Raw genomic sequence first — 15,592 nt, 5'->3', positions numbered from 1 at the left:
TCACGAATCCAGCACCACTTCTGCCTGCGCGGCGCGCCAGGCGGCCACGCGTTCCTCGCCGAACTCCTCCGCCAGTTCGTCCGCAATGGGCAGTTTGCCGACGATGCGGCAGGGGTTGCCCTCCAGAAGGCAGAACGGCGGAATCGTTCCCGTGATGTGGGTGCCAACCTTGGCGACCACCCCGTCCCCCACGTCGGCACCGGGGTAGACGTAGACACCGGCGCCGAGCAGGCACAGGTCGCCTATGCGCACCGGACGCACGCTTGCGCGCGAAGGGTGTCCGCCCCCGTGCACCAGGCGGCCGCACGCGTCCGCCACGGGGTGACCGGAGTTGTCCATGATCATCTGGCAACCAAGTATCGAATAGCGTCCCACAACGATGCTTTTGGCCACCATGAAGCGCACGTCGGGTCCTATGTAGCTGTTGTCGCCGATGTGCAGCTCCGGATTGTCGAACAGCCGTAGCCCCACAAGGCCGACCCTGTCGAATATCGCCACGTTGTTTCCGATGTAGATGTTGAGGTTTCCCAAAATGCGCGTTGTTCCGTTTCCGGCGTACCACATTCTGAAACCATGCCCCACCTTGCGACATTGCGACTTGAAAATTGGTTCATAATACACGACACGCCAAAAGTTGTGCCACACAGAAGTTCTTGTGCACCATTCGTTGTACAGAAACGAGTGCACCATCGGCACGACTGGCATTGAAATACCAAACAGCGCCTTGGCAATGTCGTACAGGAATGCATGGAACGGTGTTTCGCGCCGACGTATGGCCACCTTGAATTCAGCCCAGCTGCGCATGACCGGAATCCCCCTGTTCTGAGTTGCCAAGCAGTTCCAGATACATTCCCACGATTTCCTCACCGCGCCGTTCCGGACCGAAATGGCGGGCCACCCGGCTGCTCCCCGCGTCACCCATGCGCGACCTGGCCACCGGATCGCGGGCAAGCTCCAGCAGCCCCTGGGCCAGCCGCCCCTCGTCCGCCGCAGGCACCAGAATGCCTGTCTCCCCGTCCACCACCACTTCGGGCACGCCCCCCACATTACTGGCCACAAGGGGCAGCCCGTGCAGCATGCCTTCCAGGGCGGCCACGGGCATGCCTTCGCAAAGCGACGGCATGGCCACTATGTCCATGGCCCGGTAGAAATCCCCCGTGCCGCTCACGTGCCCGGTAAAGGTGACCGCCCCGTCAAGCCCCAACCGAGCAGCCTCGTCCTTCAGCATTGGGCCGTCCTGCCCGTCGCCCAGTAGCAGCGCGTGCAAACGCGAATCCCGCTTCCTGGCGACGGCCAGGGCCCGCAGCAGATGCACCTGCCCCTTTTCGGGGCTGAGCCGCCCAACGACCCCCACCACCACCGCATCAGGGGAGATGCCGTATTCGACGCGCACGTCGCGGGACGCATCGCCCCCGCCCGTTCCCATGGCGTCCACGGCATTGGGGATGACCCGCATGCGCCGCCGCGCCAGCGGCAGAAGGCTGCGCCCCAGCGCTTCCGACACGGCCACGACGCGCGTGGCCAGCGGCAGCACGGCGTGTTCCAGCGCCCGATAGGCGCGTATCTTCATGTTTTCCGCCGTCCATCCATGCACGAAGGCCACCCACGGCAGGCCGGTCACCAGATGCAGGCAGGCGCACACCGCGTGGCTTTTGTACCCGTGCGACTCCAGCACTTCGCACCGTTCGTGCCGCACCACGCGCAACGCCTGGGGCACCAGCGCTGGGTCGAGCATCCAGCGCTGGCGCAGGGTGACCATGCGCGCGCCCGTGGCCCTGACGGCCCTGGAAAATTCCGTCTCGCCCGGCGTACCGTAGTCGTAGCCGACCACCAGCGGCTCACACCGCTCAAGCCCGCCGCAACGCAGAAACTGCACCAACAGATTCCCTGGCCCGCCGATGATGTCCGTGGCCAGCAGCATGCATACGCGCGGACGTCTCATGCCACCTCCCTGCGCGCCGCCAGGCGTTCGGCAAGCGTCGCTTCCATCCAGCCCGACAACGCCTGCGCCTTGTCCTCCCATGTCTCCCCGGCCAGCACGGCCCAACGGGCATCGGGCGGAGTGGGCGCGGCCAGTTCCGCCGCTATGGCCTCCACGAATCCGCCCACCGTGGACGCCACATGAATGACGTCGCGAAAACGCAGCACTTCCGTCATGGGCGTCGTGACCACGGGTTTTCCGGTTGCCATGTATTCTCGCAGTTTCAAGGGGTTGGCCGTGCAGGTATGTTCGTTGACGCGATAGGGGATGATGGCTGCGTCAAAGCGTGCCGCATGGCGCGGCAGATCGGCATAGGGCACCGCAGGCAGCCAGCGGAAGTTGGGACGACGTTCCAGCGCATCAAGCGGAATGCGCTTGACCCCGATGAGCACCACCGTCCAGTCGGGCCTGGCGTCCAGCAGACCGGCCAGCAACTCCACATCGAGATGCGTGTCGATAAGCCCGTAGAAGCCGATCACCGGCCCGGTCAGGTCGGCAAGAAACGGGGGAACGGGTTGCGAGTCATACGCCGTACGGAAGTGCGCGAAGTCCACCCCGTGCGTCAGCAGATGCGTGGGGCTGCGACCGTTGCCCTTGCGTGCGACAAGGGCATCGGACACCCCCACCACCAGGTCTGCGGAACGCAGCAGATCCGCTTCCAGTGAACGCACCATCTCCGGCAGGTTCATGCCCGGCCAGACGGCGAACTCGTCAACGCAGTAGTAGACAACCAGCGACTCGCCGCACCTGCCCACGTAGTCCGCCGCATTGGGCAGCGTTGCCAGCAGGATGGGGTCGCGCAGGCCCCACGCGGCGGCAGCGCGCCGCACATCGCCCACCACGCTGCGGCGGTTGAATTCCCGCACGGGGGCCAACGGCGCGAAGGGCAGCATCACCGGCGCGATCACCCGCAACCCTTCAGGCAGTGGCCGTGTCTCGCCCGGTGACGGCCCCATCCACGCGTACAGCTTCTCCACGGCGCGGCGCGCGTCGTACAGCGACAGGCGCGGCAGGCGCATGCCTATGGTGTTCACCCACAACACGCGGTTACCCGGCATGAAATGGCGCAATATGTGCTGACAACTGAAGGGATGCCTGCCCCAGTCGTCCGAGAACACGATGAAATCCTTGCCGTGCATCATGGTCGTTCCACTCCTTGCCGTGTCAACCGCGTCATGCCGGACTGCGGTGCAGCCGCAGCATCGACATCTGTATGACGACCACCAGCAGCGCCTGCGTGCAGACGAGCAGGGCCAGTTGCAGGTATCCGTTGCCCAGGCTGCCGCGCAGCGCCAGATAGCAGAGAACCTGCGGAACCACGTGCGTGGCCAGCACCCCCGCCACGAGACGCCCGTAATCCGCCATGGAAAGCCCCGCATGGGTAAAGACGAGGTACGGCACGATGCCCGCGCGAAAAACGGTTGCCGCGATGCAATACGCCCACGCCACCCCGGCCATGCCGAAGGGCCCGGCCAGGGCCACCGACAGCAGCAGGATGCAGCCGCCCTCGGCAAGGGCGCACCGGGCAAGCACGCGATGGCGCGCCGTACCCAGCAGAAATCCATCCGCAGGCAGCATGCCCAGCGACAGCACCGCCCCTATGGTCAACGGCACCAACGCATCATAGGAGGCGGAAAACCCCTCCCCCAGCCACAGCACGATGAAGTCCCTGCCGTAAAACACAAGGCACATCCCGATGAATGATGCCATGACGTAACTGAGGCGCAGCGCGTGCAACAATGTTGGCCCAATGTTCATGGAATCGCTGCCAACCTGCATTCTGCTGAAGTATGGCACCATTATTCCGAATGCGCTTTGCATGAGACTTATGAAATAGCCTATAAATTGCATGGCTATTGAAAATATGGCAACTTCCCGAACGCCCATGAACAATGCGATGACATAGTTCTGTGAACGATAACGGAATGAATCTCCAACCTCGGACATGGTAAACGTGAATCCGTAGACAAGCATATTCCTGGCAAGAGAAAGATCGAACAGCGATGGCCGGAAGGATGCCATTCTTCCACAGCGCACGCAGTACAGGCAGACCATGCCCTCCAGAAGAAATCCCGCCCCGTTGACTACTGCAAGCAACAGCAGCCCGTTGTCGGGGCGTATCCAGATCAGGACGGTGATGCTGGTCAGTGCGCTGCGCGCCATGGACAACAGCGCGATGAATGTCCAGCGCATCTCGGCCATGAGAATGCCGGTGAAGGTACGGAACAGGAACATGAAGGCAAGGCAGGCGCTGTATGTCACAAGGCACAGGCGCAACCGTTCGGGCGATACGAATTCCGTGGCGAACGCCCCAGCGAAGAAGGCCAGCAGCGCCGTGACGCACAACGCCGCCACGCACGACAGGGCGTGCAGCGCGACGCCCGCCGTGCAGACCCTGTCAACCTCGCGCCGGTCGCCCCGCGCGAAGGCTGCGGAGGCGTATTTTGCCACCGCCTGCATCACGCCGCCTTCCAGCAGCAGGTAGTAGCAAAGGACGGAACTTATCAGCACCCATACGCCGTAGGTCGCCTTGCCGAGAGTGCCGACCACCTTCGGCGTGACGAACAGGGCAAACCCCACACCCACGGCGAACGACAGCACCCGGATGACGGAATTGCGGGCGAAGTACCGGAGTGTGCTCACGCTGCCGCCCCCCTTGCCGAACCCGAAGTGAAGGCAGTGCCGCGACGGGATGGCGGCACGCCCTGCGCCGCGACAAGAACACGCCCCGCCTGGGCCGCCCGCTCCGCCCACCGCTCACCCGCTTCACGCGTGGCGGATGCGGCCCGCTCCGTCATGTCCATGGCAACCACCAGCGCGACGAAACAATAGAACGTCGCCCCGTATGCCTTGGAAATGAACAGGATGCCCGTCATGAATGCGGTGAGGCCGTACCGGAGTCCAAGCCAGCGCGACCGCGCCCGCACATCGTCCGCCGCACGGGCCACGCCCTGCGAAATGATGCGCGACATGCCCCGCAGCATGAGCAGGTAGATGCACAACGACACCAACCCTGTTTCTGCGGCAATCTGGATGTACGCATTGTGCGCCGTCAGATACACGCCGTTGCCGTACATGAAATTGGCCGGTGCAAACTGCCCGATGCCCACACCGAGAAACGGCTTGGCAAGCGTCATCTCGAGCCCGCTTTTCCACAACTCGATCCTGCCGGTCTTGTCGGAGACATTGTAGTCGTCCTCGGCATCGCCCAGAATGGAGAACCGATCCCAGTACGATGCATCGGCGTAGTGGTAGAAGACGACCGCCGCCACCACCAGCAGCACCAGCAGCGGCACCCTGCGACGCGATGAAAGCACGACCTGCACCGCCATCACTCCCAGGGCTATCAGCCCGCCGCGCGACTGCGTCATGGCCATGCCCACAAAGGCAGTGGCCGCCCCCACCCAGCCCGCAACGCGCATCCCACCCACGCCAGCCATGCCTTCTGCCACCAGCACGGGAATGAACATGGCGAACAGCACCGCAAGATCGTTGGCATCATAGGTGGTGCTTACGTACGCCCGCGAAAATCCCCTTTCCAGCAACAGGCAGGTGCCAAGCACCATCACCCCCAGCAGCAGCCCCATCCGCAACACCCCTACCCGGCCGCGCACGGCCAGCAGCACCAGCGCCACAAAGACGTAGACCGTCTGGGCGTATGCCTCGAGCCCTTCCAGCGCCCCCGCCCGCCACACGCTGAACGGCACGCCGCATGCGGCAATCGCCAGCAGCAGCAACACATGCCGCAGCAACGGCATACGTGGCAGCTCGCCGAACGTTCGTCCGCCCGCCGCAAGCAACACCATTGCGCTGAAGGCAAAGCCGACCTTGCCGAGATGCAGCGGCATCAGCACGGGAAACAGCTCGCCGATGCGCGTGAAGACGACCAACGTCAGCAGATGGATGGCGGCGGTGTACATGGCCTATGCCCCCCCACCGCATCGGGGCAAAGCGCCCTGCCAGATTTCGTGTCCCGTCATGCCATGGTCCTTTCCGTGGTCAGGCCACGGCGGTAACGGAACCGAGCCGCTCGCAATGGACGAGCACCGATGCGGCGAATTTCCTGTCGCCCACCGGACCGCCAAGCGGCACGTGGGCAAGGTCGATGGCGGGGTCCACGCAGGCGTCGAGCAACAGGCTTTCGTTCACGCCGATCAGGATGTCCCATGCCATGACGGGATACCCCAGCATGTTGCGGTGGGCCCGCGCAGCCAACGCCATGGCCTGATCCCACAGGGGCAGGCGCAGTCCGGCGATGGCCTCGCCTGTATCGGGGTGGCGCTTCCAGCGGCGGTGCGAGCAGCGCGCCACCGCTTCGCCCAGTTCCCCCGTGGAGAAATCGACCACGCGGGCCACCATGTCGGTTTCCGGTCCGCTTTCGGCCCGCCACCACCCGCCCGGAATGCGAAGGCTTGCATAGAGGGGCTGCGGTTCACCGCCCAGCACCGCAAGGGTGGAAAATCTCAACGTGCAGGTGCCGAGCATGCCGAGACGCCGCAGCACCGGGTGATCAGGGACGAACGGCTGCATGAGCATGATGTGCCCCACCGCCAGTTCTCGCCCGCGCGCTTCGATCTCGCGCAGGTCCGCCTCCTTGCCCTGCCGCTGCCAGTTGCCCTTGCCTTCCTGCCACTTCCACAGTTCGCCGCTCGGGCCTTCGGCCCAGTCGGCGGGCTTCAGCAGCAGGTCGTTCCCGATGGCGGCATCCTGTCCACCATGGCCCCATTCCGACCGCCCGTCCGAAAAAAAGCTGGCCAGAATGGGCACGTGCGGCAGCCCCAGTTCATTGCAGCACCGCAGAAATCCGGTTTTGGTGGAAATATCCGGCACCATGCTGGTCGTCGCCAGCACCTCGGCTATCACCTTCAGTTCATGGGGCATGATGAAGGTGCCGGGATCCGGCGCATCAGGCCGGAACAGGTCGAACCAGTAGAAAAGCCGGGCGTTCATGTTGTGGTGCATGGCCGCGCGCATGCTGCCCCCCACCTGCCTCCAGCGCGAGACCCCATGCCGCCGGGCCACGGATCCGCCATGGCGGGCCGCCATGGCAAGGCTGCGCAACAGCGACGAGAACGGCCACGCCAGCGTGCTGATGAGCAGCCGCCCCCAAGAGCGCACGGTGGTGCAGCGCGAAATCAGCAGCCTGTGGCATGCCCGGTGCAACCGCGCAATGTCGCCATCGCCGTTGACGAAAGCGAACGTGGACAGCGGCAGCGGGCAGTAATCCGCGCGCATGGCGCGCGAAACCTTGCGACCCGCGCGCACGACAAAACGTGCAGCACGCAGCATTTTGGAAAACAAGGAACTCATGGCCGTCATTCGGCACCTCCTTCCCTGTCGGGGGGTTGCAACTGAACCGCCTTGCTCGCCAACAAGGAAAAAACTCATGCGCAGACACAGCATTTCCAGCGTATCCATCCGCAATGCCGTGCACTTCACGGATAGCCGCCCGCTTGAAAACACGCCTAGGTGCCCCTGGGGTTCCACGTAACGAACGTCTCACCCCGCAGCAGCCTGAACAGCCCCACCACGGCGGCGGCGTGCAACACCACGAACAGCCACGCCGTGCGCGGCAGGCCGACCTGCCCACGCGCCCCCAGAACGGCCAGCACGGCGCCCGCCGCAATACCGGCCAAGACCAGGACGTACCAGGCGCCTTCCCCGGCCAGCGCCAATGCGGACACCGTCAACACCGCCAGCAGGGGCAGTGCCAGCCAGCGCAGCACCTTGTGCGACGCAAGCTGCCACACGAAGCCCCACTGCCCCGCCCGGACAAGGTCAGGCAGACAACGCAGAAAAATCAGCCATGACTGGGCCATGATGCGGGTCTGCCGCCGCATTTGCGCGGTGCCGTTGCCCTCGTCCGTCTCTTCGTGCACCACGGCGCGGGGTTCGCTGACGGCACGCCGCCCCTGCAACACCACCTGCACCGGGTGGATCAGGTCGTTGATGTATTCGGGCCGCAACGGCGCATACAGTCCCCGCCGCAGGGCGTAGGCCGCGCCGTCCGCCCCGACGATGGAGAAAAGATCGCTCTCGCGGGTCTTCATCCATTCCTCGTAGCGGCGGTAGATTCCGCCCGCCGTAGCCGCCCCGTGCGCATCGGTGTAGACGCTGATGCCACTGACAAGGCCGATGTCCGCATCGGCAAGACGTTGCACCAGCATCCGCACGCAATCGATGCGGAACATGGCGTTGGCGTCGGTGAACACCAGAATGTCGCCCGTGGCGGCCTGCGCCGCGCGGTTGAGGGCCAGGGTCTTGCCGCCGCGCCTCTCCTGCCGCAACAGCCCTACCCTCGGGGAACCGCAGGCCTGGACGATGGCATCGGTCTCATCGGTGCTGCCATCGGACACGATACAGAGTTCCATGCGGTCATGCGGGTACTCCAACGCATGGAAATTCGCTATCTTGTGTGCAATTACCGTTTCCTCGTTGTAGACGGAAAGCAGGATGCTGACCGTGGGCAGGTCGGCGGCGTGCGCCGCAAGGGGTGCGACATCCGGGCGTGCTGTGGTCGAGGGGGTGGGGGCGGAGCTGGCACGACCTGGAGCCGGGCCCTGCCGCCGCGCGATGCGCGTGCCAAGGGCCAGCAGCGCCGGATACCCGGCAAAGGCATATGCCAGCAGGAAGAAGGAGGACCAGAACAGTGCCTTCATCGCGCCCCCCCTCCGCCGATGGCCGTTGACGCCGCCGGGCCCGCCGGACCGGACGTGGCCGGTGGACCGGGGAACGCCGCAGACTGGGCGACGGGCAGGCGCCCCCCCGGCCCCTTCGTGGTTGCACGAACCAGAATGCCGACCATGGCGTCCATGTCGCGCTGCTCCACGAAGGCGTGGGTCGGCAGGGTAATGAGAGACGCCGCCACCCAACGTGCCACGGGACAATCCTGCCCTGCGACGCGGTGCGGCGACAGCGCGGCAAGATCCCGCAAGGACTGCGGGTACGACCGCACCATGCCCAGCGCGCCCATTTGCGGGGGCCCGCCGCCGGTCCAGCCTTCCGCACCGGGCAGCAGGGGCAGGCGCGTAAACACCGGGTCTGCACCCGGTTGCGCGGCCACCGTGCGCAGGCCGCACACGTCGCGCAGGCGTTGCACGATCCGGTGTGCCATCGCGCGCCGCCCGGCGTTGACGGCATCCAGCCGACCAAGGGCTCGCAGGGCCATGGCGGCCTGTAACGGGCGCAGGCCGCCTGACGCAAAGCGTGGTTCGAGGCGAGAGGCGCCGATGTGCAGGAACGGCAGCGAAGCAGGCAACCAGTACGCGCGTGGGTGCTGGCATACCCACAGCACCACGGCCTTGGCCGCAAGCACTGCATCGACTCGGCAGAAGGTTTCGCCTGCGCCCCTTGCGACCACTCCGCCGCGCGCGTCGTCCGGCGGGACGTTGTCCGGCGAGGCGTTGTCCGGCGAGGCGTTGTCCGTAATGGCATGGGACACGGCATACGGCGCGTCCTGCGCCAGTTGCCGGGCAAGTTCGTCCGAGCCGGTGATCAGGACACCGCCGTCCACGGCGGTGATGTTCTTGCCCCGCGCAAGGCTGAACAACCCCACGTCGCCGCAAGTGCCCGCATGTCGCCCGCCGATGCTGGCCCCCATGGCCTGCGCCGCGTCGTCCAGCAGCCATGCGCCGTGCTGCTGGCACAGGATGCGCAACGCGGCGATATCCACGGGGTAGCCGAACAGGTGGCAGGCCACGACGCACAGCGTCCGTTCGCCCATGGCCGCCGCAACGCTGTCGTGGCTGGGCGCCAGGGTATCCGGTTCGAGATCATACAGCGCCACGCGCATTCCCGCGTGCACTGCGGCGGCGGCCACCGAGTACGATGTGTAGGCGGGCAGCAGCACCTCGTCGCGTGTCGGCGCAAGGGCGCGCATGGCCCGGAACGCAGCCGACAGGGCAGCCCTGCCGGTGCAATGCAGGAAGGCATGCCGCATGCCGAAGGTTTCGCGCAGGGCGCGGCCGAACGCCTCGCACGCATCGCCACCACGCCCGCGCCCTGTCCTCACGCCAAGCGCCGCCGCAATTCCCATCGCGATATCGCCGCCTGTCGGGGGCGCGCCGCCCGGGGGCAGCACACGCGCAAACCCCGCAAAAGCACCCGGGAGCATGTTCATGGTATGCTCCTCACGATGTGCGGCCCCACAAGGCGCGTGAAGGCCACGGGCAGATGCCGCCACAGGCGGATGGCCAGGCCGAACTTTGCGTTGGAGGGGTTCAGGTCCGGCAGGGGCGCCCCGTCCGCCAGCAGGTATTCCCAGCTTAGCGGCACCTCGCGCGCGCCCCACTGCACCTTGAAACGCCAGGCACCGCTGTCAGGCGAGGAACGCCCGAAGTCGAACACCAGGAAGCCTTCCGTGCAGGCGGTCCGGATGCATTCCCAATACAGCAGGTTGTTCGGGCAGAATTGACGGTGTGCCCGCAGCGATGAGGCCCATGGCACCTCGAACGTCGCGCCGTGCCCGTAGCAGAACGCCGCCGCGATGGCCGCGCCCGCCTTTCGCACGACGGCGATGCGCGTCTGCGCCGGAAACTCGTCCATGACCGCTTCAAAAAAGCCCCGGCCATGGACCGGCGTGCCAAGGTCGCGCATGTTCACCGCGAACACGTCGTAAAAGTCACGCAGCAGTTCGCAGCCGCCCTTTTCCACAGTCAGGCCCGACTTTTCGGCCTTGCGCACCTGGTTGCGCACCTTGTCCTTGAAACCGCGCCACAACTCCTGCGGTTGCGAAGGCAGGTCCAGCAGCATGGTCACCTTGTGGCTTTTGGCCGACAGGCCGAGGCGCGGCGAGCCCACATGACGCAGCTCTATGCTGTTCGCACCAAGGGTGCGCATCAGGGTGTCCGCCGCTTCCACCAGTACCTGCGCCGCCCGCGGGGTATCCGCCAGCAGCCCGCCGTAGTTCACGAACGGAAGGGAAACCAGAAACCTGCCGAACAGGCGGCTGCGCATGAACACCAACGGCAGCACGCCCACGATGCGCTCCCCTTCGAAGGCCGCAAGCGGATGCACCTTGTGCCCGAAGGCCCGCGCGATAACACGCATCCAACCCATGCGATGATACCCCGCCGCCCCGGAGGCAACGGCGACGTAGGCATCCCATGCCGCAGATGCCTGCCCTTCGGCCGGGTCCACGCGTACGACATTGATGTCAGACATGCGCGGCCTGCCCGAAAAGTACGGATGCCATGGTGCAGAAGCTGTGCGCCGAAAAAAGGTGCCGCAGTTTGGACTCGGTGGTCGCCAGGTTGAGGTAGTGCCGCACCCGCGACTTGAGCGAGGCCTTGATGCGCGGCTGGCCGGGGTCGATCTCCCATGGATGGAAATAGAGCACGCATGGCCTGCCCGATGCGTTCAACCGCTGAAAGGCGTTGCTGACAAGGCGGGCGGGCAGCAGCCGCAGGTAGCCTCCACCCGCCACGGGCAGGTTAACGCGGCGGCCAAGCACCTCCACCTGGTAGGTGGTGGGCGGAAATTCCTTGATGACGCCGTCGTCGCGGGTGATGACGTGCGGAAAGCGTTGGCTGCCCGGCATTCCGTAGATGTCGTGATGAATGGGAAAAATACTGGAATCGTAGGAAAAACCCAATTCTATCAGCACATCAAGCGCCCAGATGGTGGAATGCGTGATGGTATAGCTGGGGGCGCGGTATCCTATTACCGGCTGGCCCGAAAGGTCCTGAAGCAGCAGGCGCGAACGCTGCACGTCGTCACGGAATGACTTGGGCGTCATGGTGGTGATGCGACGGTGCGAATAGCCGTGGCACGCCACCTCGTGGCCCGCCGACGCCATGCGGCGCACCAGCTCGGGATGGCGCTTGGCCACCCACCCCAACGTGAAGAAGGTGGCGCGCAGCCCCCACTGGTCAAGCAGGTCGAGAACACGATTGGTATTGCGCAGGGCCCGTTGCGGCAGCGAGTCCCACTGATCTGGGTCGACGCACCGTTCAAAGGCGCTTACGTGGAAGTAATCCTCCACGTCTATGGTGAGGGCATTGCGCATATTTCTCTCCCCTTGCGGGCTGTTACGTCTTCTTCATTGCTGCATGCATTCACATCAGAACGTCATTCCCCATTCAAGCATGATGCGGTTTACTGTAAAATCGTCGTCATGGCCTTCCGTATCAACGTTCTTGAAACGGTAGGTAATCCCTACCCATGATGTTTCTGACAACTCGTAGTTCAATCCCGTACTGGCATAGTATCTATCGGACTTCAGGGACGATGAACCTGCATCCAGCTCTGCGCTCACCGCCACGTTGGCCTTCAGCCGATCGGTCAGCTCGTAGATGTAGCGCATGCCGGGCCGCCAGAACTTGGTTCCTCCAGCGTCGATCGTCTGCTCGTACTCGGCATAGCCAAGACTCGCGTTCAGGCTGGACCGGTCGAAGGTGAAGCCGACGCCCGCCGTATACGAGGTGCGCAGGATGTTCCGCCCCGATTCCGGGTCTTCCGTGAAGTCGCGCAGGGCATCGAAGGTCAGCACGGCACGGCCGAGTTTCTGGGCCACCCCCGCCAAATAGTAGAAGCTGGTGGATTCCTCGCCGTCGTCGGTTTCCGTCAGCATGGGGCCAGCCCTGACCTGCACGCTGCCTGAATCGCTGTATTCGTAACGGCCGCCCAGATACGGCTTGTGCCGATGGAAGTCGGTCTGTTCCTCCGACTCCTGCCGCAACAGCTCGTAACCGAACAACAGGGTGAACAGCTCCGTCACATCGCGTTCTGCATTGGCGAACAACTCGTGCTGCTGCTTGACGTTGCTGTCCATGGCCGACTGACCGCTGCTCCAGCCCGGAACGATGCTGGTGCTGCCCTCTCCCGGCGCGCTTTCTTCCGCGTAGCGAATGTCGCTGAACCGGTAGCCTGCCTTGATGTTCGTGCGTTCACCCGGATGAAGCGTGAAGTAGGGTGATACGGAAAAAATGTTCTGGTCTGTCTGGTCGCGCCGGGTGTCGTATTCGACCACGTCGCCGCGTGATGCCTGCCGGTAGACGGGGCGCAGGTTTTCCGAGATGTCGAGAAAGAGCAGGTTCTCCACCATGGCAAGGCTCAGCCGCGCATCAAGCGTGTGCGCGTAGTCGTCTGCAGATGTTCCGCCCGTGTAGTATTGGTAGTCGCCCTTGTAGGACAGGTTTGCGGATACGCGATCAGCTCCGTATTCATATTTCAGAGAAGGTTTTATGTGTGTAATGAAGTCACCCTCGCCGTTTTTTTCTTCCTTGACGTTGTCGTTGTATTCCAGCCCAAACCCAATACCCGTCTCAACATTCTGCACGGCTTCAGCGCGCAGCATTCCCGGGCAAAGGCATACAACGCCAATCGAGAGCATGAACGCCGCCCCGCGCAACCGCCGGAGAGCCTGGAACAGGCAGGCATATGCGGCTCCTGGCAACATGGACAGTACGGAAGACATCGGATTCATGAACACCACCACTCTCCGGGAGAAGGCTTTGCTCCCGATCGGTTTCATCGTCCCGGGACGGGCCAAGAGCTACCCGCCCGCAAGCCACCGCCGTATCCACCCCTGCCGCCGCGCGGGCTTGCGCTCCACCGAAGGCGCCACTTCGCGCGTTACCTGCACCTGCTGCAACGCCTGGCCAAGGTTCATCCGTTCGACGCACTCGGCCAGTTGCACCACACGGTGTTCAAGCGACCGCTGGCGCTCGGCCAGTTGCAGGTGCGCATCCTCGCCCGCGCGCGCCTGCGCCTGCTCCAACTCGCCCACCCGTTGCAACACACCGGAAAGCAGCGCGCTGACCCGCTGCAACGCGGGCGAAAGCCGGGGCGAGGTGACCGCTGGCGGCAGCGCTGCCCCGGCCGGAGAAACGCCGACCGTGGCGTCCGCATCGGGCATGGCTTCCGCCGTGGGCCAGAACTGGCGCTCGAAATCCATGGATTTCAGCAGGTCGTCCAGCATTTCCGCCGCCACATGCCTGCGGTCGGCGGCATAGGCATCAAGCAAGGCATACCCGCACAGGATGTTGACCAGGCGGGGCACTCCGCGGGTGGCCTTGTGGATCATGTCCAGGACATCCGGCCCCCACTGCAACGCATCGCGGTTGCCGGCGCGTTCAAGCCGAAAGAGGACATATTCCGCAGTCTCCTCGGCAGTGAGCGGCGAAAGATGGCACTGCACCAGAATGCGTTGCCGCAACTGGATAAGCTGCGGGGAACGAATGCGGTCGCGCAACTCTGGCTGCCCGACGAGTATGATCTGAAGCAGCTTGGCGTTGTCCGTCTCCAGATTCGACAGCATGCGCAGTTCCTCAAGCACCTCGGGGGGCAGGTTTTGCGCCTCGTCGATGATCAGCACGGGGTGCTTTCGCGCGGCGAACTGCTCGATGAGATAGGAATTCAGGTCGCGCAGCATGGTCACCTTGTCCCTGCCTTGCGTCTCAAGCCCGAAATCATCGTTGATCATGGCCACCAGTTGCGTCGCGTCCACGCAGGTGTTGAACACCTTCGACATGGGGACGTTACCCGTGGTGCGCTTGAGCAGGTCGCGAATGAGCGTCGTCTTGCCCGCACCAACCTCGCCGGTCAGCAGAATGAATCCGGCTCTCTCCAGCAGCCCGTACTCAAGGTAGGCGATGGCCTTCCGATGGGCCTTGCTCGGATACAGGAAGTCCGGGTTCGGCAGCAGTTCGAACGGCTTCGCGCGAAACCGGAAATATTCCGTGTACACCCCAGCCTCCGTTTACGGGTTGCCAAGGTGGTCGCGCCGGCCATAGCCGCAGGCCAGGCCATACCTGTCGCCGTAGCCGGGGTAGCTCGGCCACGAGACACGGCTTGCGTCGTTGTAGACGACACCAAGCACGTTGGCCCCTTCGATGGCCTCGAACGTGCTGCGCAACCCGTCCACCGAGGCCATGTTCTCCCGCGCCACCAGCAGTACCCCGTCCACGATGCGGCTCAGGATGCGCGTTTCCGCAAAGGGCAGCACCGGTGCGGTGTCGATGATGATGTAGCGGTCGGAATAACGACGCTTCATCTCCTGAAGCATGATCTCCATGCGCGAAGAAGCGAACAACTCTCCTGGGTTCTGCAACTGCCGCCCGGCGGGCAGGAACGACAACCGTCCCACCCCGGTGGGAACCAGCGCCTGGCTGAGGGGAACATTGTCCAGCAGGCACTCGGAAAGCCCCGGCGAGGTATCCACGCCGAACAGAAGGTGGCTGCTCGGCGCGCGCAGATCGGCATCGACGAGCAGCACCGTGCTGTCGAATTCCTGGGCAAGGCTGATGGCAAGGTTGGCCGAGACAAGCGTCTTGCCTTCGCCCATGACCGAGCTTGTGACCATGAACATGTTCATGGAGCCGCCGCGCCTGGCCATGTGCACGATCCGCTCCTTGAGCTTGCGGTATTCTTCGCCCAGGGGAGACCCGAAGCCTGCGGCCGCGATGAGCTTGGAGTCCAGCCGCACCTGCCTGCGGGGCGACTCGGCCTGCGCGTCAGGGGGGGGCGTGGATTCCCGGAAGGGCGGAGGAACCGTGGGGATGAGCGCCGGCAATAGCGGCCCGGAAGGCGGCCCGCTTCCCCCTTCGGCTGGTCTTTGTTGTTCCCTGCGCGCCCGTTCGAGCGCTTCCTCGATTCTGCTCATGGCCTCTC

At 64.5% G+C, this 15,592-nt stretch carries 13 protein-coding genes; all 13 read right to left on the bottom strand.

Features of this window, described 5'->3' with window-relative positions; all coding sequences use genetic code 11:
- The 13 genes from ABWO17_RS09310 to ABWO17_RS09250 all read right to left on the bottom strand — a co-directional run bounded on the left by ABWO17_RS09310 (position 1) and on the right by ABWO17_RS09250 (position 15,584).
- Positions 1-804, bottom strand: a complete 804-nt coding sequence (locus tag ABWO17_RS09310; protein WP_353117844.1) for an acyltransferase — start codon at positions 802-804, stop codon at positions 1-3.
- Positions 788-1,942, bottom strand: coding sequence for a glycosyltransferase family 4 protein (locus tag ABWO17_RS09305; protein WP_353117842.1), 1,155 nt, complete (start codon positions 1,940-1,942; stop codon positions 788-790). The genes ABWO17_RS09310 and ABWO17_RS09305 overlap by 17 nt, the downstream gene beginning before the upstream one ends.
- The gene (locus ABWO17_RS09300; protein ID WP_353117840.1) at positions 1,939-3,123 is read right to left on the bottom strand and encodes a glycosyltransferase; all 1,185 of its coding nucleotides are present in this window, start codon (positions 3,121-3,123) and stop codon (positions 1,939-1,941) included. The genes ABWO17_RS09305 and ABWO17_RS09300 overlap by 4 nt, the downstream gene beginning before the upstream one ends.
- A gap of 31 nt (positions 3,124-3,154) precedes the next feature.
- Positions 3,155-4,624, bottom strand: coding sequence for a lipopolysaccharide biosynthesis protein (locus tag ABWO17_RS09295; RefSeq protein ID WP_353117838.1), 1,470 nt, complete (start codon positions 4,622-4,624; stop codon positions 3,155-3,157).
- Entirely contained in the window at positions 4,621-5,901 is a 1,281-nt protein-coding gene (locus ABWO17_RS09290) for an O-antigen ligase family protein (RefSeq protein ID WP_353117836.1), read from the bottom strand. The genes ABWO17_RS09295 and ABWO17_RS09290 overlap by 4 nt, the downstream gene beginning before the upstream one ends.
- A gap of 79 nt (positions 5,902-5,980) precedes the next feature.
- Positions 5,981-7,216 (bottom strand): sugar-transfer associated ATP-grasp domain-containing protein, encoded by a 1,236-nt coding sequence (locus tag ABWO17_RS09285; RefSeq protein WP_353117834.1) that lies wholly within the window; start codon positions 7,214-7,216, stop codon positions 5,981-5,983.
- Between the two features lie 230 nt (positions 7,217-7,446).
- A complete protein-coding gene (locus ABWO17_RS09280) occupies positions 7,447-8,640 on the bottom strand; it encodes a glycosyltransferase family 2 protein (RefSeq protein ID WP_353117832.1) in 1,194 nt (397 codons plus the stop codon).
- Positions 8,637-9,992, bottom strand: a complete 1,356-nt coding sequence (locus tag ABWO17_RS09275) for a DegT/DnrJ/EryC1/StrS family aminotransferase (RefSeq protein WP_353117830.1) — start codon at positions 9,990-9,992, stop codon at positions 8,637-8,639. The genes ABWO17_RS09280 and ABWO17_RS09275 overlap by 4 nt, the downstream gene beginning before the upstream one ends.
- Positions 9,993-10,096: 104 nt before the next feature.
- Positions 10,097-11,143, bottom strand: coding sequence for a FemAB family XrtA/PEP-CTERM system-associated protein (locus ABWO17_RS09270; protein ID WP_353117828.1), 1,047 nt, complete (start codon positions 11,141-11,143; stop codon positions 10,097-10,099).
- The gene (locus ABWO17_RS09265; RefSeq protein WP_353117826.1) at positions 11,136-11,987 is read right to left on the bottom strand and encodes an XrtA system polysaccharide deacetylase; all 852 of its coding nucleotides are present in this window, start codon (positions 11,985-11,987) and stop codon (positions 11,136-11,138) included. The genes ABWO17_RS09270 and ABWO17_RS09265 overlap by 8 nt, the downstream gene beginning before the upstream one ends.
- Positions 11,988-12,041: 54 nt before the next feature.
- Positions 12,042-13,406, bottom strand: a complete 1,365-nt coding sequence (locus ABWO17_RS09260) for a TIGR03016 family PEP-CTERM system-associated outer membrane protein (protein WP_353117824.1) — start codon at positions 13,404-13,406, stop codon at positions 12,042-12,044.
- Positions 13,407-13,475: 69 nt separating this feature from the next.
- Complete coding sequence (locus ABWO17_RS09255; RefSeq protein ID WP_353117822.1) at positions 13,476-14,669, bottom strand: XrtA/PEP-CTERM system-associated ATPase; 1,194 nt, start codon at positions 14,667-14,669, stop codon at positions 13,476-13,478.
- A 12-nt stretch (positions 14,670-14,681) separates the two neighbouring features.
- On the bottom strand, positions 14,682-15,584 hold the full coding sequence (locus ABWO17_RS09250) for an XrtA-associated tyrosine autokinase (protein WP_353117820.1): 903 nt from the start codon (positions 15,582-15,584) through the stop codon (positions 14,682-14,684).
- Positions 15,585-15,592: the final 8 nt, after the last annotated feature.

Origin of the sequence: Nitratidesulfovibrio sp. (genome assembly GCF_040373385.1) — a bacterium.
In the GTDB taxonomy this organism is placed as follows: domain Bacteria; phylum Desulfobacterota; class Desulfovibrionia; order Desulfovibrionales; family Desulfovibrionaceae; genus Cupidesulfovibrio.
This window is presented reverse-complemented; position numbering and strand designations above follow the sequence as displayed.